Origin of the sequence: Sphingomonas sp. ABOLH, assembly GCF_003951715.1 — a bacterium.
GTDB classification, from domain to species: domain Bacteria; phylum Pseudomonadota; class Alphaproteobacteria; order Sphingomonadales; family Sphingomonadaceae; genus Sphingomonas; species Sphingomonas hankookensis_A.
On the sequence record NZ_QQWV01000028.1, the window covers coordinates 27878 to 48685 of the forward strand.

Below are 20808 nucleotides of genomic sequence, written 5' to 3' on the forward strand. Positions count from 1 at the left end.
GGGAAGGATCGCGTCGATGAAGGCCGTAATCGCAGGCTATGTTCGTTCTCCCTTTCATCTGGCGGGCAAGGGCGCGCTGGCGCGGGTGCGGCCCGAGGATCTGGCGGCGCAGGTCGTGCGCGGGCTGATCGAGCGCACCGGCGTCGATGCGGCGGAAATCGAGGACGTGGTAATGGGTTGCGCCTTTCCCGAAGGGGAACAGGGCTTCAACGTCGCGCGGATGGTGGCGCTGCTGGGCGACCTGCCGCTGTCGGTCGGCGGCATGACGGTGAACCGCTTCTGCGGATCGTCGATGAGCGCGATCCATATTGCCGCCGGGCAGATCGAGGTGGGGGCAGGCGAGGCGTTCATCTGCGCCGGCCTCGAATCGATGAGCCGGGTGCCGATGGGCGGCTACAACCCGCTGCCCAATCCGGCGCTCGCCGCCAAGAGCGCCGGCGCCTATATGGGCATGGGCGACACCGCCGAGAATGTCGCGACCCAGTATCAGATCACCCGTGACGAACAGGACGTCTTCGCCGTCGCCAGCCAGCGCAAGGCCGCCGCCGCGCGCAGCGAAGGCCGGCTCGCGCAAGAAATCATCCCGATCCAGACCAAGGGCGGGGTGGTCAGCGAGGACGGCACCATCCGCCCCGACACCACCACCGAGGCATTGTCGGGCCTGAAGCCCGCCTTCCGGCAGGACGGGTCGGTCACCGCCGGCACCTCGTCGCCGCTGACCGATGGGGCGAGTGCGGTGCTGGTGACGTCGGAGGAGTTCGCGACGAAGCATGGGCTGACCATCCTCGCCCGGATCAAGTCGATCGGCATTTCGGGCTGCGCGCCCGAGACGATGGGCCTCGGCCCGATCGGCGCGTCGAAAAAGGCGCTGGAGCGCGCGGGGCTGAGCGTCAGCGATATCGATGTGGTCGAGATCAACGAGGCGTTCGCGGCGCAGGCGATCGCCTGCATCCGCGATCTCGGCATCAAGGACGAGGCGATCAACCTCGACGGCGGGGCGATCGCGATCGGGCATCCGCTGGGCGCGACCGGCGCGCGGATCGTCGGCAAGGCGGCGGCGCTGCTGGCGCGCGAGGGCAAGCGCTATGCGCTGGCGACCCAGTGCATCGGCGGCGGGCAGGGCATCGCCACCGTGCTGGAGCGCGCATGATGGACACGGCGATCCGCAAGGTCTGCGTCATCGGCGCAGGGGTGATGGGGGCGGGCATCGCTGCGCATGTCGCCAATGCCGGGGTGCCGGTGCTGCTGCTCGATATCGCCAAGGACGGTCCCGACCGGGATGCGGTGGCGAAGGGTGCCGTCGCGCGCATGCTCAAGACCGATCCCGCGCCGTTCATGTCGAAATCGGCGGCGAAGCTGGTCGAAACCGGCAATATCGACGACCATCTCGACCGCATCGCCGAATGCGACTGGATCGTCGAGGCGATCGTCGAGCGACTGGATATCAAGCAGTCGCTCTATGCCCGGATCGAGGCGCTGAAGCGCCCCGGCACGGCGGTGTCGTCCAACACCTCGACCATCCCGCTCGACCATCTGGTCGCGGGACGCAGCGAGGGGTTCCGCGCCGATTTCCTCATCACCCATTTCTTCAATCCGCCGCGCTATATGCGGCTGATCGAGATCGTGCGGGGCAAGGATACCGACCCGGCGGTCGCGGGCAGGGTCGAGGATTTCGTCGACCGCAACCTCGGCAAGCGGATCGTGCGGGCGAAGGATACGCCGGGCTTCATCGCCAACCGCATCGGCACCTATTGGCTGGCGGTCGCGATCAACGCGGCGATGGATCTGGGGCTGACCGTCGAACAGGCCGACCAGATCGGGGGCCGGCCGATGGGCGTGCCCAAGACCGGCATCTTCGGGCTGGTCGATCTGGTCGGCATCGACCTGATGCCGCTCTTGTCCAAGAGCCTGACCGCGACCTTGCCGCAGGGCGATCCCTATTTCGACACGGTGCGGCCGATGCCGCTGGTCGACAAGATGATCGCGGAGGGGTTCACCGGCCGCAAGGGCAAGGGCGGTTTCTACCGCTTCGACAAGGCGACGCGGACCAAATATGCCATCGACCTCGCCACCGGCGAATATCGCGAACTGCAGACCCCCGCCGACCTGCCCGCCGATGCCGCGAAGGATCTGGGCAAGCTGATCGAACTGGAGGGGCCGTCGGGCGACTATGCCTGGGCGATCCTTGGGCGCGTGCTGCCCTATGCCGCGATGCTGGTGGGCGAGGCGGCCGACGATATCGTCGCGATCGATGATGCGATGAAGCTCGGCTATAACTGGAAATATGGCCCGTTCGAGCTGATCGACCGGATCGGCGCGGGCAAGCTGGCGGCGCGGCTACGGGCCGAAGGGCGTGCGGTGCCGGCGATCCTCGACACCGTGGGCGACCGGACATTCTACCGGGTCGAGGGCGGCCAGCGGCAATATCTGACGCGCGACGGCGCTTACGCCGATGTGGTGCGCGGCGAGGGCGTGCTGCTGCTCGAAGACGTCAAGCTGCGGTCGGAGCCGGTGCTGCGCAACGAATCGGCGGCCTTGTGGGACGTCGGCGACGGGGTCGTCTGCTTCGAGTTCACGGGCAAGAGCAACGCGCTCGACGACAAGGTGGTCGCGCTGCTGAACGAGACGATCGCGGTCGTGCGCGAGCGGTTCAAGGCGCTGGTACTCTACACCGATGCGGCGAATTTCTCGGTCGGGGCCAATCTGTTCCTTGCGCTGTGGGCGGTGAAGTCCGGCGCGTGGGAGCAGATCGAACAGATGATCGGCGGCGGGCAGGCCACGTTCAAGGCGCTGAAATACGCGCCCTTCCCGGTGGTCGCGGCGCCGGCCGGCATGGCGCTGGGCGGCGGGTGCGAGATTTCGCTGCATGCCGATGCGATCCAGGCGCATGCCGAAACCTATATGGGCCTGGTCGAGGCGGGCGCCGGCCTCGTCCCCGGATGGGGCGGACATGGCGAGTTGCTCGACCGGATCGCGAAGGCCAAGGGCACCCCGCGCGGGCCGATGCCGGCGGTGGGCGTCGCGTTCGAGACGATCTCGACCGCCAAGGTGTCCAAGTCGGCGGCCGAGGCGCGCGAGCTGCACTTCCTGCGGGCGTCGGACGGCATTACGATGAACCGCGACCGGTTGCTGGCCGATGCGAAGGCCAGGGCGCTGGCGCTGGTCGATGGGTACACGCCGCCCGAGCCGCCGGTGTATCGCCTGCCCGGCGAAAGCGGCCGGATCGCGATTGCCGATGTCGTGCGCGGGTTCCGGGCGAAGGGGCTGGCGACGCCCTATGACGAGGTCGTGTCGGGCCGCGTCGCCGAGGTGCTGACCGGCGGCGATACCGACATCATCGATGTCGTGACCGAAGAGGCGCTGCTGACGCTGGAGCGCCGTGTGTTCCTCGACGCGATGCGCGACACGCGGACGCAGGACCGGGTGACCCATGTGCTGCAGACGGGGAAGCCGCTCCGGAATTGATGGGCAGGGGTTCGCCCCCTGGTCCGACCGCCACCCCGGGCTTGATCCATCCAGAGTACCCCCGCGCAGGCGGGGGTCCAGGGTTCCGAACGCAGCGGTTGCGTTGCGTGGCTCTGGACCCCCGCCTGCGCGGGGGTACGGGCACGCTCTACCGGCACCAGCGGGCAGGGGGTATCGAACAACCATCCCCACGGGTATTTCTGCAGGATAGCCGGAACGCTAGCGTACCGATAGGATCGGTGCATGGCCATCCCCGACAGTCCTCCGCTCGCTCCGCTGTCCCCGTTGGAGGAACGCGCCTATCTGCTCGGCAGGGCGGAAGTACATCGGCAACTTGCTGAGAATACCGCCGAAATAGAAATACGCGCGATCCATTTGCGGATGGCGCGGCTATACGCGGAGCAGGCGGCGCTGATCGTCATGGTAGTTTCGGACTAGCCGACCCCGCAAAGATACCAGGAACACTGTTCCTGCCGATAGGTTGATGCGCCCTGACCGGTCGCACCCCTGCGACCGTGTCGTGGGAGACCGGCGATGAAGGCAGTTGCGATTACCCTGCTCGGCACCTTGGCACTGGGCGCCTGTGCCGCGCCCGCGACCCGTATCTCGACCGGGCTCCAGCGTTACGGGCTGGACGAGGCGCGCGCCGATTGCGTCGGTACGCGGCTGCAGGGCGACCTGTCGCTCGGCCAGCTGCAACAGCTCGGCCGCGCCGCCGCCGCGTACAAGAAGGACGATCCCAATCCGGCCGCGCTGACGGTCGGCGACCTCGTGCGCGTGGCGGGCGAGATCAAGGACCCGGCGATCGCGCTGGCGGTCGGCAAGGCGGCGGCGGGCTGCAACGTCCTGCCCTGATTTCCCGCGAACCATCCGACAAAGGACAAGCATCATGAACAAGGACGAGTTCCAAGGCGGCGTGCGCTACGCGACCGGCAAGGTCGAGAAGGCGGTCGGCGACGTGGTCGACCATCGCGGATTGCAGGTCGACGGCGTGGTCGACCAGGTCGCGGGCGGCGCGCAGCACAGCTATGGCCGCGTCCGCGCGATCATCGAGGATGCGATCGAAAGCGCCCCGGCGCTGGCCGAAGAGGCACAGGCGAAGCTCAAGACCGCCGGCCGTCAGGTCGCCGATCGTGCGCAGCAGGGCGGCAAGGTCGCGCAGCGCACCGTAGAGGATCAGCCGCTGTTGTGGGCGGCGGGTGCCGCGCTGCTCGGCTATGGCCTGGCGTGGCTGCTGCACGGGCGTCGCGGCTGAGCGGACCCATGAGCGAGGCTGCGTTCAAGTCCCTGCGCGAGACCGCCGATCTGCGCCATCTGCGCCAGATCGTCGCGGGCCTCGACGAGGGGGTGATCCTGATCGATCCCGACCAGAGCCTGCTGTGGGCGAACGATGCCGCGCTGGCGATGCACGGGGTCGGCGACATTGCCGACCTCGGCGCGACGGTCGAGGAATATCGCTCGCGCTTCCAGCTGCGCTATCGCAACAACCACCGGCTCGAAGCGGACGATTATCCGCTCGAGCGGGTGGTGGCGGGCGACCGATTCTCCGAAGTGGTGGTCGAGGTGACCGTCGCGGGCGAGGAGGAGCCGCGCTGGGTCCATCAGGTGCGCAGCCTCGTGCTGAACGACAGCGACGACGGTGAACCGGCGTGCCTGGTGCTGATCCTGCAGGACGTGTCGGCGCAATATGAAGCGGAGGACCGGTTCGAACAGTCGTTCAACGCCAATCCCGCCCCCGCCGTCATCTGTCGCCTGCGCGACCTGCGCTTCGTGAAGGTCAATCAGGGGTTCCTCGACATGACCGGGTTCGAACGCGAACAGGTGCTGGCGAAGACGGTGTACGATATCGACGTGCTGCGCGCGGCCGAGCGGCGCGACCTTGCCAAGGAACGGCTGAGCGAAGGGCGCACCATCCCGCAGATGGAGGCCGAGCTGGAACTGCCCGGCGGCGGGACCAAGCTGGTCATCGTCGCGGGACAGCCGATCGATATGGGCGATCAGCCGTGCATGTTGTTCACCTTCGCCGACCTCGAACCGCGGCGCACGGCGGAAGCGGCGCTGCGCCATAGCGAGGAGCGCTTCACCCGGATGTTCCAGCTGGCGCCGGTGCCGATGGCGATCGGTGCGCGCGACGGGCATCTGCTGTGCGGGGTCAATGCCAGCTTCACCGCGATGACCGGCTATGACGCGGACGAGATCATCGGCCGGCCGCTGGGCGAGGTCGAATTGTGGGAAAGCGGCGAGGTGCGCAAGGGCATCGAGCAGGCGATCGACGCCGGCCGCGACCTGCGCGGGCATGAGGCGCGCATCCATGCCAAGGACAACGCGATCATCGACTGCCTGATTTCGACCGAGGCGATCCGCCTGGGCGACGATGCGTGCGTGCTGTGGGCGTTCCAGGACATCACCCAGCGCAAGGCGACCGAGCTGGAACTGGTCGAGGCGATCGAGGCGGTGATGAAGGACACCAGCTGGTTCAGCCGATCGATCATGGAGAAGCTGGCCCGGCTGCGCACGCCGCAGGCGGCCAATGACGGCCCCGGCCTCGACGACCTGACGCCGCGCGAACGCGAGGTGCTGGCGCTGATCTGTCGCGGGTGCGACGACAAGACGATCGCGCGGACGCTGGATGTGTCGGGCAATACCGTGCGCAACCATGTCGCGCGCATCTATGCCAAGATCGGCGTCAACCGCCGCATCGCCGCCGTCGCCTGGGCCCGCGCGCGCGGCTTCGACGGCGACGCGCTCGACCGGAACATCGAACAGGAGGCGACATCATGACCGACCATGACGACCGGTCGCCCGACAAGAAGGCGGCCGACCGAACCCGGGCTTCGGTGCTGGAGGCGATGGGCACGCTGATGGGCGATGACGGCGCCCGGCGCGACGGGGCGAAGCGCAAGCAGGACCCCGACGCCGACCCGGACGCCGGGAAGGATTTGCCGGACGCGCGCTGACGCGCCCGCAAGAGTTTCAACAGGAGACAACATGGCTACCAATATTTCCAACGGCTTCGCGCCGGTCGACGAGACGCGCCTGGGCAAGACCGCGACGCGGCTGTCCTGGGGTGCGGTGTTCGCCGGCGTCGTCATCGCGGTGGCGGTGCAGCTGGTGCTCGGCATTCTCGGCGCCGGGATCGGCCTGAGCATGGTCGATCCGGTCGAAGGCACCACGCCGGGGGCGGCCGGATTCGGCATCGGCGCCGGCATCTACTGGCTGATCACGACCGTCGTCGCACTGGGCGCGGGCGGCTATGCCGCGGCGCGGGTAGCGGGCGTGCATGAACGCTTCGACGCGCTGGTCCATGGCCTGGTCGTGTGGGGCGTCACGCTGATCCTGACGCTGTACCTGCTGACCTCGGCGGTCGGCGGCATCATCGGCGGCGCGTTCCGCACGGTCGGCGCGGTCGCGGGCACGGCGGGCAATGCGGTGGGTGCCGTGGCGTCGGCCGCTCCGGTCGCCGCATCGGCCGCCGGCGTCGACGGGCAGGACGTGCAGGAAGCCGCGCGCGACGTGCGCAGCGAAGCCGCCGCGTACCTGTCGGATGCGCCCAACGATCCGGCGCAGATGACCCAGGAACAGGCGCAGGCCGAAATCGCCCGCCAGCTGCCCGCGCTCGCCCGCGGCGGTGCCGAGGGCCAGCAGGCCGAGAGCCGCATCGTCGACGTGGTCGCCGCGCAGCGCAAGATCAGCCGCGAAGAGGCGCAGGCGCAGGTGACCCGCGCCAAGCAGCAGTTCGTCCAGACCAAGAACGAGGCCGTCGCCACCGCCAAGTCGGCGACCGACAAGGCCGCGGGCGCCGCCGCCGGCACCTCGTTCGTCCTCGTCCTCGCGCTGCTGATCGGCGCGGCGGCGGCCGGTTTCGGTGCAACCGCGGCGACCCGCCGCCGGCTGCACTGAGTGTGCGCGGCGGGCCGGCGTATCTCGGTCCGCCGCATCCTTTCCTGCATGGGAGAAACGACATGACCAAGAAGATCGCCCTCGGCCTCGTCCTCGCCGCGTCGGTAACGCTGGGCGCGTGCAATACCGTCAACGGCGCGGGCAAGGACCTGCGTTCGGCCGGATCGGCCGTGTCCGGCGCATCGGGCCAGGACAAGAAGTGACGGCAGGACGGCGCGGTGGGTGACCATCGCGCCGTTTTTCCTTGTCGTCACCCCGAGCTTGACCCGGGGTCCCGCTTATTCCTGCCGTAGAAGAAGAAGCGGGACCCCGGATCAAGTCCGGGGTGACGTTGTGGGTGGGGCTGCCTTCGTCATTCCCGCGCAGGCGGGAATCCATTGTCGCTGCCGGTCCAGCTTGATCCGCGACGCTGGCGTCTATGGACTCCCGCCTGCGCGGGAGTGACGACGGGCGGGTCCGGACGGCCGAGCTGAACCAGACGTCATCCCAGCGAAGGCTGGGATCTCTCGTTGACAGCACGTCGCAGGAGCCGCTGGAGACCCCAGCCTTCGCTGGGGTGACGTTTCAGGCGGACGGGCCGAAGGTTAGAACCACGCTCTCACGCCGAAGACAAAACTAACGCCCCCGGTATCGTCACCCCTTGCGCGACCGAACCGCGCGGTCCGGCCGAACCGGCGTTCCCACGCGACGCCGATGTAGGGCGCGAACTCGCGTACCCCTTCGTAGCGCAGGCGCACGGCCGCCTCCATCGTCGACAGCCCGGCGCCGGTGCCGGTCGCCGCGACGTCCTGGGCCGACAGGTTCGCCTCGATCCGGGGTTGCAGCGTGACGTAATTGGTGATGCGCTGGTCGTAATAGCCCTCGATCCGGCCAAGCAGTTCGCCCTTGGTCGACAGGAACAGCGCGCCGCCGACCTCGAACCAGCCTGGGGCCAGCCCCTCGATACCGACGGTCGCATAGGTGCGCGACGGGTGCGGGCGAATGTCGTGGCGGATGCCGGCCTGCAGATTCCAGTAGGGATCGAGCGCGCGTGAGTAGAGCGCCTGCACTTCGGCGTGGCCGACCGCGCTGCCGAATTCGCCTTCGCCCTCAGACTTGAGCCACAGCCGGTGGATGTCGCCGCCGATCCAGCCCTGACCTTCCCAGCGATAGCCGTCGCGGCCCTTGCGCAACTGCACCTCGGCGAGGTCGGCAAGGCCCATGGCGAAGGTCATGCCGCCATGTTCGCGGCGCAGGGCATTGTCGCGGGCGGCGGCCATCGCTTGCGCGCCCCAGAAGCGGTCGGCAAGATGATCGCGCGCCGGTGCGGGAGCGGGCCTGTTTCCCGGCGGCAGGTCGGTGCCGGTCGCGCCCGTTGCCATGTCATCGGCTTGCGGGTCCGGCATGGTCATGCCCGACATGTCGTGTCCGGCGTGCGGATCGGTGGCGGGCGGCCGCATCGTCATGCCCGGCATGGCGTGACCGGCATGCGGGTCCGCCGCCGTGCCCGGCTGCATCGCGGACATGTCGTGGCCCGCATGGGGATCGGGTGCCGTCGGGGTCGCGGGGGGCTTCCGTCTGGCCGGGGCGGGGCGCGTGGGCTTGCGCTTCGCGGCGGGCTTGCGCGCCGGTTTGGCGGCGGGACGCGCAGGCATCACCACGCCGGGCATGTGCATCGAATGATCCATCGCCTGCGCGATCGCCGGGGCGGGGGCGAGCACGGCGCCGGCCAGCAACAGCGCGCGGATCATGCCGACGCCTCCGCATCGCGACGAACCTGCACCACGCGCATCATGCCGGCATGCATGTGGTAGAGCATGTGACAGTGGAACGCCCAGTCGCCTTCCTCAGCCGTAACGTCCCAACTGACCGTGCCGCCGGGCTGGACCAGCACGGTATGCTTGCGCGGGGCATGGTCGCCCTTGCCGGTGACCAGTTCGAAGAAATGGCCGTGGAGATGGATCGGATGGCCCATCATCGTGTCGTTGATAAGCGTCACGCGCACCCGCTCGCCATGGCGCAGCGCGATCGGATCGGGGTTTTCCGACAGCTTTTCGCCGTCGAAGCCCCACATATAGCGCTCCATATTGCCGGTCAGGTGCAGCCGGACCTCGCGGTCGGGCGCGCGGGTGTCGGGGTTGCGCTCCAGCGCGACGAGATCGCGATAGGTCAGCACGCGGTGGTCGACGTCTTCGAGGCCCTGTCCCGGATCGCCGGTGCGGTCGACCGGCATGGGGGAGATGGTCTGCACCCCCGGTCCCTTGCGCACCTGCGGTGCACCCGAAAAATCGCGCATCTTCATGTCGGCCATGTCGTGGCCGGCAGCAGGGGTGGGGGCGGCGTGGCCCATCGCCGCATGGTCCATCGCGCCGTGATCCATGCCCGCCATGCTCCCATGGTCCATCCCCATGTCCTGCATCGTGGCGAGCGGACGGAGACGCAGCGGCGGGACGGCGGCGGTCATGCCGATACGAGGCGCGAGGGTGGCGCGGGCCATTCCCGAGCGGTCGATGCTCTCGCCCACCAGCGTATAGGCGTTGCCGTCGCCCGGCACGACGATCGCGTCATAGGTCTCGGCCGGGCCGAACTGGAATTCGTCGATCTCGACCGGCTGCACGTTCAGCCCGTCGGCGGCGACGATCCGCATGCGCAGGCCGGGTATCCGCACGTTGAAGGTGGTCATGGCCGAGGCATTGATGAAGCGCAGCCGCACCCGCTCGCCCGGCGTGAACAGCGCGGTCCAATTGTCCTCAGGGCCATGGCCGTTGACGAGATAGGTGTAGGTCGACCCCGTCACGTCGGCGATATCGGCCGGGTCCATCCGCATCGCGCCCCACATCGCGCGCTCCTTCTCCGACTGGTCGCGGCCGGCGAGGAGACCGGCGAGCGTCTGACGCTGGCGGTTGAAATAGCCCGGCTCCTTCTTCAGCCGGTCGAACAGGACGTGCGGGTGGCGGAAGCTGTGGTCGGACAGAACGATGACATGCTCGCGGTCGAACGCCGCCGGGTCCGCCTCGCGCGGGTCGATCACGATCGGGCCGTACAGCCCCTCCTGCTCCTGCAGTCCCGAATGGCTGTGATACCAATAGGTGCCGCTCTGGATCACCGGGAATTCATAGGTGAAGGACGAACGCGGCGCGATGCCGGGGAAGGAGATGCCGGGCACCCCGTCCATCTGGAACGGCAGCAGCAGTCCGTGCCAGTGGATCGAGCTTGGCTCGTCGAGCGTGTTGACGACGTTGATGCGCGCCTTCTGCCCCTCGCGCAGGCGGACCAGCGGGGCGGGGCTGGTGCCGTTGATGCCGATCGCATGGGCGGCGCGGCCGTCGATCCGGCGCATCGCATGGCCGATGGTCAGCGTGATGTCGTCGCCCGACACGCTCGGCAACGGCGTGGCGGTCCCCGGCGATCCGCTCTGTGCCCATGCCGGACAGGCCATCGTCAGCGCGCCGCCGAGCGTGGCACCGCGCAGCAGCTGGCGGCGGTCGAGAAGGGGGGACATGAGGGACTCCTGACGACACGGGCAGCGGCGCGGCCCGCCGGTTTTGTGGCGGTTCGGGCAGCGAACGGCAAGCGTTACCTGTTCCCGCTGATTAGAAAAGACACATTCTGCCCCAAATAGAAATGACACACGGCTGGTAGCAGCGGGGGCAGCGTGGAGCCATCCACAAGCGCAGCGCTGACCCCGCTGATGCGGTGAGTTTCGAGGGAAGGGCGACGGACCCGCTGCGCCAGCAGCGGGCTCGGTCACACCAGAATGCAGACAGTCAGGCAGGTTCCTGGGGTGGGGTGGCGTGACCCGGACTCAGCCAGCGTATTCGGCCAGTCCGCGCGCGACGAGTTCCGTCTCGGAAAGGCGCGGCCCGCGCTTCAGTTTCGGCGTGCAGAGCGTGCGGCGATCCACCTTCGATGCGGTCGCAACAGCCGACGCGGCGAACATGCCGCCAGTCTGCGCCGTCCGCGCCGGCTCGTTGTTGTTCCGCTTGCGGTGGTGTGGCGCCGTTTCCTGCAGGAGCCGCGCCATCGCCAGCGCCGCGTCGAGATGCTTGTTGTCGACCACTGCTGCCTGGTTCACCCGCCGCATCTTGTCGAACACGCGATAGGGCAAGGCCTGCCCGTCGTGCCGGATCTCGATCCGTCCGTCAGGATACTCGCAAACCTCCACCCGCTTGCGCGCCAGCGCCTGGCTGGTCCGGTTCGGCTCCAGGATGAACAGCGCCTTGTTGTAGTGCAGCGTCAGCGCCGCGGTCACCGTGCGCTGCTCGCGCCACACCATCTCTGCCTCGATGTTCTCGTGCGGCGCCAGCGGGCGGTGCAGATCGCGCGGGTCGAACGGGGTCCTGGCGAACTGCCGGTTGTGCCGGGCCATGTAGGAGGGGAGGAAGGCATTGGCTTCGTCGATGGTGGAGATGCCCTCCAGTCTCATCGCCTTGACCAGCCGGTCCTGCAACGTGCCGTTCGCGCGCTCGACGCGCCCCTTGGCTTGCGGCGAGTTGGCGCAGATGATCTCGATGTTGAGCGCGTGCAACGCCCGCCCGAGATGGGTCATGCCGTCGCCGTTCGCCGAGGCCGTGTTGTTGCGAAACGCGCTGTGCTTGTCGGAGTAAAGGGCCACGGGTTTGCCATGGCGCTCGATATAGCTGCGCGTCGCCCGCATATACGAGAAGGTGCTCTCGCTCTCCACCATCTCCAGGTGCATCAGCTCGCTGGTCGCATCGTCGATATAGACCAGCAGCGTGCATTGCGGGCCCCGGTCCTCGAACCACCAGTGTTTGGACCCGTCGACCTGGATCAGCTCGCCGCGGCAGTCCCGCCGATAACGCGGCTGGTACGGGCGAGGGCGGCGCGCTGCGCGGTCCTTCCACAGCCCCGCTGCCATCATCATCTGCCGCAGCGTCTCGCACGAGATTCGGATGCCGTGCCGCTCGGCCAGATACTCGCGCGCGAGCGTCGGCCCGAAGCCGCTATACTGCTCGCGCACGAGGCTGACGACCTGATCACGAACGGCATCGCCGTAACGCCGGTTGCTCGGACGCCCACGCTTGCGGGATATGAGCCCGGCTGCGCCGTCCTGCCGAAGTCGCTCCAGCAACCGGTAGATCTGTCGACGCTCAAGCCTCAGCAGCGCCATCGCGTCCGCCACCCTGATCTCACCGCGGTCGAGCCGCATCAGCGTGTCGTACCGGCTCACCTCGGCAGCACTCATTGTCAGCACCGTCATCGCTTGCACATCCTCGCTGCCGAGGATGGCCATGACACCGGCGACCCGCTGGCACTCGTTGTGCCTTTTCTATCTAGCGGAGGAGTGTCATTTCTACTTAGCACCTACATTACCCGGTTCCGATAAGAATGATTATGTAAAGACGGGATGGGTTTGGGTGATCGTTTGCCCCTTCGTCACCCCGGACTTGATCCGGGGTCCCGCTTTCTCTCGACGGTCGGAGGGAAGAAGAAGCGGGACCCCGGGTCAAGCCCGGGGTGACGCTGTGGGTAAGGCTTCGTTCGTCATTTCCGTGCAGCCGGGCGTGACAAAGGGGTCCGGATCGTCCGAGCTTGACCAGACGTCATCCCAGCGAAGGCTGGGATCTCTCGTTGGTAGCACGTCACAGGAGCCGCTGGAGGCCCCTAGCCTTCGCTGGGGCGACGGTTTGGGGTAAGTTCACCCTTCCTCGAGCTCCACCACCTCGAACGCATAGTCGCGCCAGCCCCGTTGCCGGGCGGCGTCCTGCGTCGCGGCGCGCTTGCCGGTCGCTTCCTTCAGCGACGCGGCATGGCCCCAGAAGACCTCGGTCTTGCCATTTTCGAGCGTGGCGACGATCCGCCAGAAATGGGTGAAGGGCGCGTTGGTCGGGCCGATGGTCTTGACCCAGCCATCGGCCATGGTCGCTCTCAGGATGCGCTTCTTGCGGGCCATCGCCCGGCCATAGCGCTTCGGCGCATCGCCGTCATCGCCGCCGGACCCCACCGTCTCCAATCGAGTTTTCCGCCAAGTGTGAACGAGACAATTGCTTACCCTGATGCGGCGTTAGCGGTTAGTCTCACCGCCATTCTGATGGAGAGCCTGAGCTATGGACGCAAAGACCGGAGAGATGAGCGGCTGCCCGATCCACCAACCGAACACGGTTCGATCGCTGGTGGGTCGCACCAACCGCGACTGGTGGCCTGATGCGCTGCCGCTGGAAGTGCTCAACCAGGGCGGCACCTCGCCCGACCCGATGGGGCATGAATTCGATTATGCCGAAGCCTTCAAGCAGCTCGACTATCATGCGCTGAAGGCCGATCTGAAGGCGCTGATGACCGACAGCCAGCCCTGGTGGCCGGCCGATTACGGCAATTATGGCGGTCTGTTCATCCGCATGGCGTGGCACGCCGCCGGCACCTACCGCACCGCAGACGGACGCGGTGGCGCGAACAGCGGGCAGCAGCGCTTCGCCCCGCTCAACAGCTGGCCGGACAACGGCAATCTCGACAAGGCGCGCCGCCTGTTGTGGCCGATCAAGCAGAAATACGGCAAGCATATCAGCTGGGCCGACCTGTTCATCCTGGCCGGCAATGTCGCGATCGAGAATATGGGCGGGCCGGTGTTCGGCTTCGGCGGCGGTCGTGCCGATGTGTTCGAGCCGGAAAAGGACATTTACTGGGGGTCGGAAGAGCAGTTCGTCGGCCATCCCGACAACAAGACCCGCATCCTGCCCGAGGAAGAGCTGGAGCTGGAACAGCCGCTGGCCGCGATCCAGATGGGCCTGATCTACGTCAATCCGGAAGGTCCCGGTGGCGTGCCCGACGCGATGCAGTCGGCGCGCGACATCAAGGAAACCTTTGCCCGGATGGCGATGAACGTCGAGGAAACCGTCGCGCTGACTGCCGGCGGGCATACCTTTGGCAAGGCGCATGGTGCCGGCGATCCGACCTTGGTCGGGGAATCGCCCGAGGGTGCCGATATCTCGCTGATGGGGCTGGGCTGGACCAACAGCTTCGAAAGCGGCTTTGGCGAGCACACCACCACCAGCGGCATCGAGGGCGCGTGGGTGAACACCCCCACCGAATGGTCGGGCAATTATTTCCGCCTGCTGCTCGATTACGAGTATGAACTCGTGCGCAGCCCGGCGGGTGCCAAGCAGTGGCAGCCGATCAATCAGAAGGAAGAGGACATGGCCCCCGCGGCGCATGATCCGAACCTGCGGGTGCCGACGATGATGACCACTGCCGACATGGCGCTGAAGGTCGATCCCGAGATGCGCGCCATTTCGGAGAAGTTCCGCCACGACCATGAAGCGTTCAAGGACGCCTTTGCCCGCGCCTGGTTCAAGCTGACCCACCGCGACATGGGGCCGAAGGTCCGCTACCTCGGGCCGGAAGTGCCGGAAGAGACGCTGATCTGGCAGGACCCGGTGCCCGCCGGCACCATGCCGTCGGACGCCGATGTCGCGGCGTTCAAGGCGAAGATCCTCGACGCCGGCTTCTCGGTCGGACAGCTGGTCAAGACCGCCTGGGCCTCGGCCTCGACCTATCGCCGGTCGGACCATCGCGGCGGCGCCAATGGCGCGCGCATCGCGCTGGAACCGCAGCGCGGGTGGAAGGTGAACGAGCCGGAGGAACTGTCGGCCGTCCTCGCCAAGATCGGCGAGCTGAAGGGCAGCCTGTCGCTGGCCGATGCGATCGTGCTGGCCGGCAATGCGGCGATCGAGAAGGCGGCGAAGGATGCCGGCTTTGCGATCGACGTGCCCTTCACCGGCGGTCGCGGCGACGCGACGCAGGAATGGACCGATGCCGACAGCTTCGCGGTGATGGAACCGGTCGCCGATGGCTTCCGCAATTACCTCAAGACCAAGCATAGCGTGAAGACCGAGGAGCTGCTGCTCGACCGGGCGTCGCTGCTGGGCCTGTCGGTGCCGGAAATGACCGTGCTGGTCGGTGGCCTGCGCGTGCTCGGCGCCAACTACAAGGACGCACCGGAAGGCGTGTTCACCGACCGCAAGGGGCAGCTGACCAACGACTTCTTCGTCAACCTGCTGAACAACGACACCTTCTGGAAGGTGGTCGACACCAGCGCCGACGAGGAGTTCATCGGCTATGACCGCGCCGGGCAGCACGAGCGCTGGCGCGCGACGCGCACCGACCTGATCTTCGGGTCGAACAGCCAGCTGCGCGCGGTGGCCGAGGTCTATGCCGAGAACGGGCATGAGGAAAAGTTCGTGCGCGATTTCGTCACGGCATGGACCAAGGTGATGAACGCCGACCGGTTCGACGTGGAACAGAACCACGACAGCGTGCAGCCGATCGGGGTTGCCGAACCGGCCTGATTTTCGGGCGTTTCGGTTGAAGGTGAGCGGCGCGGGAGGGATCCCGCGCCGTTTGCTGTTTGGGGGGGGCTAAACGGTCGCTGTTTCCGCGAAGGCAGGACCTCGGCGATACTTCCCCTACCCGTGCCCCCGCGCAGGCGGGGGTCCAGAGCCAGGAAAACTGCGGCCTGTGGGTGTGACCCTGGACCCCCGCCTGCGCGGGGGTACGGCCAGAGAATAGGCCGCCTCCTACGGCCGGAAGACCGTCTTCAGGTTCATGAACTCGTGCAGGCCGAACGGGCCCAGCTCGCGGCCATGGCCGGAGCGCTTGATGCCGCCGAACGGGGCTTCGGGCGAGGAGGCGAGCATCTGGTTGATCGCGGTCATGCCCGCGGCGATGTCGCGGACGAAGCGGTCCTGTTCGGCTTCGTCCTGCGTCCACACCGCCGAGCCGAGGCCGAACGGGATCGCGTTGGCGATGCGGATCGCGTCGTCGATATCGGCCGCGCGGAAGACCATGGCGATGGGGCCGAAAATCTCCTCCGCCATCAGCGGGCTGTCGAGCGGCACGTCGGTCAGGATGCCGGCGGTGAGATACGCGCCGGGCAGGTCGGGCTTCTCCCCGCCGAACAACAGTGTCGCGCCCTGCCGCTTGGCCTCGGCCAGCTGTTCGAGGACGGTGTCACGCTGTTCGAAGCTGCTGAGCGGCCCCATGTCGCTGGCCGGATCGGTCGGGTCGCCGGCCTTTACCGCGCGCATCGCCGCCGCATAGCGGTCGAGGAACGCGTCGTAGATATCGGCGTGGACGATCATCCGCTTGGCGCAGATGCATGACTGGCCGCTATTCTGGATGCGACCGGTCACCGCCGCCTTGACCGCCGCGTCGAGGTCGGCCGAGGGCATGACGATGAACGGGTCCGAGCCGCCCAGTTCCAGCACGACCTTCTTGAGGTTCCGCCCGGCTTGTTCCGCGACGGCGACCCCTGCCCCCTCGCTGCCGGTCAGCGTCACCGCGACGATACGGTCGTCGGCGATCAGGTCGGCGATGGCGGAGGATTTGATGGCGAGGTTCTGGAACAGCCCCTCCGGTGCGCCGGCCTCCAGCGCCATTTCCTCCATCAGGGCCGCCACGCCCTGCACGATGCTGGCGTGCTTGAGGAGCGCGACATTGCCGGCGAGGATGGTTGGGGCGAGGAAGCGGACCGCCTGCCAATAGGGGAAGTTCCACGGCATGATCGCCAGCACCGGACCCTGCGGGAGCCAGGTGACCTCCGCCGTGCCGCCGCCGGTCAGTTCGGTGCGCTGGGGCTCCAGCATCGCCGGGCCGTGATCGGCATAATGGCGGAAGGCGGCGGCGCATTTGTCGACCTCGGCCAGCGCCGATTTCAGCGTCTTGCCCATCTCGTCGGTCGCCATGCGGGCTAGCGACTCGCGGTTCGCGTCATAGCGATCGGCGACGGCGCGCAGCAGCGTGACGCGGTGGGCGATCGGGGTCCGGCGCCATTGGTCGAACGCCGTCGCGGCCTTGGCAAGCTTCTGCTCCAGTTCGTCGGCGGTCAGTTCGGGGTGGGTGGCGAAGCGTTCCCCGGTGGCGGGGTTGGTGCTGTGGAACATGGGCCTCCGGGGGCGAAAAGGTGGCGAAGGTTACGCGATTGGCGGTTTCAACGCCGGGCGGCGGGCGGGGTTGCGGCGGGCGCATCCCAAGAGTTGGGAAATGGCGCCTGACAATGGCGGCGAATCCCACAGCTACAATTGTAGTCGTAGCGTAAGCTATTGATATTGCTGCCTTCGTAAAACTGGCACGGCGGGTGCAATGTTGTCGGCATCACCGGAACCAACCGGAAATTCAAGGGAGCCATAGCATGACCGTCATCCGCACCATCGCTTCGATCGTCCTCGGCCTGGCCGCGACCACCTCTGCCTTTGCCGCCGAGCCGGAAGCCGCCCCCGCCCCTGCCCCGTCGCCGGTCGCGGTCGCTGCCGGTGGTTCGGTCGCCACCAGCGTCACGCTGGCCGCCGGTCCCGCCGCGGTCGCGTTCAAGGCATCGCCCAACGCCCGCTACTGCTTCCGCACCGAAACCACCGGCAGCCGCATCCTGACCAAGGTGTGCAAGACCCGCGGCGAGTGGGAAGCCCGCGGCGTCGACCTGGACCGCGCGCTCGCCGGGCGCTGATCCTTCCCCGCCCCCACGCCTGCGCCGCCCCTGCTTCGTCATGAAGCGGGGGCGGTGTCACGTCACCAGCCCATCGTGCCCGGTGGCCCCTTGAACGGGCCGGCAAGGTCGGGGGTGATCCATCCGCCATAGAAGCCGCCCGGCTGCGGGGTGACGGTTACGCCGTCGACGGTGCAGCGGTCGAACGGGCCGGCATAGAAGGCGATGTGGCCGGCGAGGATGCGGAAGGCGGGCGTCGGGTCGGCATAGCTCCACCCAACCCGCGGCAGCACGGTATCGCCGACGACCACGTCCCAATAGCGCGCCTGCCCCTTCCATTCGCACAGCGACCGGCCGGGCGCGGGGCGCAGCAGCTCCATCGCAATATCGTCCTGGGGCAGGTAATAGCCGGGCGGGTGGCTGGTCTCCAGCGTGCGCACGGCGCGGGTCGTGTCGGCGATCACCCTGCCCAGATGTTCGATGCGGATGCGGCGGTCGCACGGCTCGGCGATGGCCGGGCGGGGAAAGTCCCACACGCTGACCTGCCCCGGCGCTACGGACTCGCGGCGCGGCGTCACCGCACCCACCGTCGCAGCGCGGGGCGGACGCGCAGGAAGCGGAGGTAGAGGCGTTCGAGCATGCGCAGCACGATGCGGTTGCGCGCGGCGAGGCCGAACGGGCGCAACAGCGGGATCGCGCGCCACATCGCGGCGAAGGCGGCGGCGCCCGACACCATCCGCCCGTTTTCGCGCGCGTGAAAGCGTTGCAGCAACAGGCCGCGATCGATCGGGGTGAAGGTGTCGGGGGTGCCGGCATCGATGAAGTCGATCCGCCGCCCCCGGTCGAGCCGCTGCATCAGCGCGATTTCCCGCCGGCACAGCGGACAGCCGCCGTCATACCACACGGTCAGCCGCGCCGGCGCGGACGGCCGGTCAGCCATGGGTCATCTGATAGAACAACACCAGCGCGAGGATCGCCATCATCAGCACGACGCCCAGATAGGTCATCAATATCTTGGCGGGGCGAGGCATGGGACGCAACCTTTCCGGGCGGCAGCGCCACCCTTTCATGTGTCGGGGCCAAGATGGGGAGCGGCGCGCGCGTGACAGCTGTACCAAGGGGCAAGGCCGGTACGATGGCGGCGGAAGTTGACACTTGCGGGTCGGCGGCGGGCGGACCGACCGGGAAAGGCGCCGGCTGCGGTTGTGCGCCCGCGCAGGAGGGGGGCGGCGTTCAGCAGAGCAACGGTTGCGCCCGTGACCCTGGACCCCCGCCTGCGCGGGGGTACGGGTTGCGGTCGGGGACGCGGGGGGGGGCAACTTCGGCGAAGAAGCGGGACCCCGGATCCAGTCCGGGGTGACGTGGGGGTTGGGCGAGGTCCCCCCTGCCCCCCGTTTGCTTCGAGCCTGCCGAGAACCGAACGGGGCGGCGGGCGCTACAGCCCCTGTTCGACGGCGAGGCGGATCGCTTCGGCGACCGTGCGGCAGCCGAGCGCCTGCAGCATTTCCGCGCGGTGCAGCTTTACCGTGCGTTCGCTGATGCCCAGTTCATAGGCGATCTGTTTGTTGAGCAGCCCGCGCATCACCCCGTTCAGCACGTCGCGCTGGCGCGGGGTCAGGTTGGCGAAGCGGGCGGCGGCGTCATGGTCGGGGGGCGTGCCGACCTCGATCTGCGAGCCGAGCATGTAGCGCAGGCGCCCGTCGTCGCCGAAGATCGGCGCGAGCATGACGGCGTTGCGGAACGGGGTGCCGTCCTTCTTGTAATTGAGGATCTCGACCAGCGTCGCGCGACGTTCGCGGACGGCGGCGCGCAGTTCCTCGGTCGCGGTCTCCTCGGTATCCGCGCCGCGCAGGAAGCGGCAGTTGCGGCCGAGAATCTCGTCCTCGGCATAGCCGGTCAGGTCGATGAACGCCTGGTTGCAGGCGATGATCGGCGTGTCGGGCAGATTGGGGTCGCTGATGACGGCGGCGATGGCGCTTCCGGTAATCATTTCGCGCGGGGACATGGGCTGCTGACCGAACCGACCGGCGGCCCCGATTGGCCGCTCCAGATGGTTGCCTTTGCACCGGGAAACGCAGCGCGGCAACATCGTGTCCGGCCCGTGCGTTGCGTCGCAGCGAAAACGGGAGATGGCATGGTGGGCGAGATTGCGATCATCGGCGCGGGGATGGCCGGGCTGTCCTGTGCCACTGCGCTCCACGAAGCGGGACGGACGGTCACGCTGTTCGACAAGGGGCGGCGGCCGAGCGGGCGGATGGCGAGCCGGGCGGTGTCGGCCGACGGCCAGGATTTTGCGTTCGATTTCGGGGCGCTGTACATGACCGGGCGGGACGCGGGCTTCGTCGCGCAGTTGCAGGCATGGGAAGCGGCGGGGATCGCCGCGCGCTGGCCGGCGGCGGGCGAGGATGCGTGGGTCGGCACGCCGGTCATGGATGCGCCGCTGAAAGCGATGGCCGATGCGCTCGACGTGCGCTGGTCGAGCCATGTCCATGGGGTGCGGCGTGACGGCGGGCGTTGGCGGGTCGAGCTGGAGGGCGAAGCGGTCGGGCCGTTCGATGCGGTGGTGCTGGCGCTGCCGGCCGAACAGGTCGTGCCGTTGGCCGAGGGCGTGGACGATGCGCTGGCGGAGCTGGCGCGCGGGCATCGTTCGGCGCCGTGCTGGACGGTGATGCTGGGGTTCGATGCGGCGATCGATGCGCCGGATTTGCTCGACGGGCACGGGGTCATCGACCGGGCGGCGCGCAACCCGGCCAAGCCCGGCCATGGCGGGGGCGAGGCGTGGACGATCCATGCCGATGCCGACTGGTCGGAGCGTCATGTCGAGGCGGAGCGGGACTGGGTGGTGGCGCAGCTGACTGCGGCGCTGGGCGAGCGGGTGGCGGGGTTGCCGGCGCCGGTGGTCGGGGCGGCGCATCGCTGGCGCTATGCGCGGTCGGACGGCGCGGGCGTCGGGTGCTATTGGGCCGAGGGGCTGGGGGCGTGCGGCGACTGGCTGGTCGCGCCGCGGGTCGAGGGGGCGTGGGTTTCGG

20 protein-coding genes are annotated in these 20808 nt (G+C 68.1%); 12 read left to right on the forward strand and 8 right to left on the reverse strand.

Annotated elements, in window-relative coordinates; genetic code table 11:
- Window positions 1–16 precede the first annotated feature (16 nt).
- From CA237_RS13135 to CA237_RS13175, 9 genes are all read left to right on the forward strand, one after another.
- Entirely contained in the window at window positions 17–1150 is a 1134-nt protein-coding gene (locus CA237_RS13135) for a thiolase family protein (RefSeq protein ID WP_126014338.1), read from the forward strand.
- Window positions 1150–3465: a 3-hydroxyacyl-CoA dehydrogenase/enoyl-CoA hydratase family protein gene (locus tag CA237_RS13140; protein WP_066694044.1), complete on the forward strand. Its 2316-nt coding sequence runs from the start codon at window positions 1150–1152 to the stop codon at window positions 3463–3465. Before CA237_RS13135 ends, CA237_RS13140 begins: the two co-directional genes overlap by 1 nt.
- A gap of 243 nt (window positions 3466–3708) precedes the next feature.
- The gene (locus tag CA237_RS13145) at window positions 3709–3903 is read left to right on the forward strand and encodes a hypothetical protein (RefSeq protein ID WP_066694046.1); all 195 of its coding nucleotides are present in this window, start codon (window positions 3709–3711) and stop codon (window positions 3901–3903) included.
- Window positions 3904–3999: 96 nt separating this feature from the next.
- Entirely contained in the window at window positions 4000–4320 is a 321-nt protein-coding gene (locus CA237_RS13150) for a hypothetical protein (protein ID WP_066694048.1), read from the forward strand.
- A 34-nt stretch (window positions 4321–4354) separates the two neighbouring features.
- Entirely contained in the window at window positions 4355–4720 is a 366-nt protein-coding gene (locus tag CA237_RS13155) for a hypothetical protein (RefSeq protein WP_066694050.1), read from the forward strand.
- Window positions 4721–4728: 8 nt separating this feature from the next.
- Window positions 4729–6246: a PAS domain S-box protein gene (locus CA237_RS13160; protein ID WP_066694089.1), complete on the forward strand. Its 1518-nt coding sequence runs from the start codon at window positions 4729–4731 to the stop codon at window positions 6244–6246.
- The gene (locus tag CA237_RS13165) at window positions 6243–6422 is read left to right on the forward strand and encodes a hypothetical protein (RefSeq protein ID WP_066694052.1); all 180 of its coding nucleotides are present in this window, start codon (window positions 6243–6245) and stop codon (window positions 6420–6422) included. The genes CA237_RS13160 and CA237_RS13165 overlap by 4 nt, the downstream gene beginning before the upstream one ends.
- Window positions 6423–6453: 31 nt before the next feature.
- Entirely contained in the window at window positions 6454–7365 is a 912-nt protein-coding gene (locus tag CA237_RS13170; protein WP_066694054.1) for a hypothetical protein, read from the forward strand.
- Between the two features lie 62 nt (window positions 7366–7427).
- A complete protein-coding gene (locus tag CA237_RS13175; protein WP_084401825.1) occupies window positions 7428–7568 on the forward strand; it encodes an entericidin A/B family lipoprotein in 141 nt (46 codons plus the stop codon).
- 381 nt (window positions 7569–7949) lie between these two features.
- Here CA237_RS13175 and CA237_RS13180 read toward each other — a convergent pair whose 3' ends face one another.
- From CA237_RS13180 to CA237_RS13195, 4 genes are all read right to left on the reverse strand, one after another.
- The gene (locus CA237_RS13180) at window positions 7950–9095 is read right to left on the reverse strand and encodes a copper resistance protein B (protein ID WP_066694056.1); all 1146 of its coding nucleotides are present in this window, start codon (window positions 9093–9095) and stop codon (window positions 7950–7952) included.
- Window positions 9092–10846 carry a copper resistance system multicopper oxidase gene (locus tag CA237_RS13185; RefSeq protein ID WP_084401826.1) on the reverse strand — a complete coding sequence of 585 codons (1755 nt, stop codon included), beginning with the start codon at window positions 10844–10846 and terminating at the stop codon, window positions 9092–9094. The genes CA237_RS13180 and CA237_RS13185 overlap by 4 nt, the downstream gene beginning before the upstream one ends.
- A 303-nt stretch (window positions 10847–11149) precedes the next feature.
- Entirely contained in the window at window positions 11150–12598 is a 1449-nt protein-coding gene (locus CA237_RS13190) for an ISNCY family transposase (protein WP_233420140.1), read from the reverse strand.
- Window positions 12599–13003: 405 nt separating this feature from the next.
- Window positions 13004–13258, reverse strand: a complete 255-nt coding sequence (locus CA237_RS13195; RefSeq protein WP_066694093.1) for a hypothetical protein — start codon at window positions 13256–13258, stop codon at window positions 13004–13006.
- Between the two features lie 154 nt (window positions 13259–13412).
- Between CA237_RS13195 and katG the strand changes: the two genes are divergently transcribed.
- A complete protein-coding gene (gene katG / locus CA237_RS13200) occupies window positions 13413–15647 on the forward strand; it encodes a catalase/peroxidase HPI (protein ID WP_066694058.1) in 2235 nt (744 codons plus the stop codon).
- Window positions 15648–15875: 228 nt separating this feature from the next.
- Here the strand turns inward: katG and CA237_RS13205 are convergent, their stop codons facing one another.
- Window positions 15876–17240, reverse strand: a complete 1365-nt coding sequence (locus CA237_RS13205) for an NAD-dependent succinate-semialdehyde dehydrogenase (RefSeq protein ID WP_066694060.1) — start codon at window positions 17238–17240, stop codon at window positions 15876–15878.
- 248 nt (window positions 17241–17488) lie between these two features.
- Between CA237_RS13205 and CA237_RS13210 the strand changes: the two genes are divergently transcribed.
- Window positions 17489–17800 (forward strand): hypothetical protein, encoded by a 312-nt coding sequence (locus CA237_RS13210; RefSeq protein ID WP_066694063.1) that lies wholly within the window; start codon window positions 17489–17491, stop codon window positions 17798–17800.
- 62 nt (window positions 17801–17862) lie between these two features.
- Here CA237_RS13210 and CA237_RS13215 read toward each other — a convergent pair whose 3' ends face one another.
- From CA237_RS13215 to CA237_RS13225, 3 genes are all read right to left on the reverse strand, one after another.
- Window positions 17863–18357 carry a DUF427 domain-containing protein gene (locus CA237_RS13215; protein ID WP_066694095.1) on the reverse strand — a complete coding sequence of 165 codons (495 nt, stop codon included), beginning with the start codon at window positions 18355–18357 and terminating at the stop codon, window positions 17863–17865.
- Window positions 18354–18719 carry a DUF393 domain-containing protein gene (locus CA237_RS13220; RefSeq protein ID WP_066694066.1) on the reverse strand — a complete coding sequence of 122 codons (366 nt, stop codon included), beginning with the start codon at window positions 18717–18719 and terminating at the stop codon, window positions 18354–18356. Before CA237_RS13220 ends, CA237_RS13215 begins: the two co-directional genes overlap by 4 nt.
- Before the next feature lie 495 nt (window positions 18720–19214).
- Window positions 19215–19784: a LuxR C-terminal-related transcriptional regulator gene (locus tag CA237_RS13225; protein ID WP_066694075.1), complete on the reverse strand. Its 570-nt coding sequence runs from the start codon at window positions 19782–19784 to the stop codon at window positions 19215–19217.
- A 129-nt stretch (window positions 19785–19913) separates the two neighbouring features.
- Here CA237_RS13225 and CA237_RS13230 point away from each other — a divergent pair.
- The coding region (locus CA237_RS13230) for an FAD-dependent oxidoreductase (RefSeq protein ID WP_126014340.1) at window positions 19914–20808 on the forward strand (895 nt) is incomplete at its 3' end.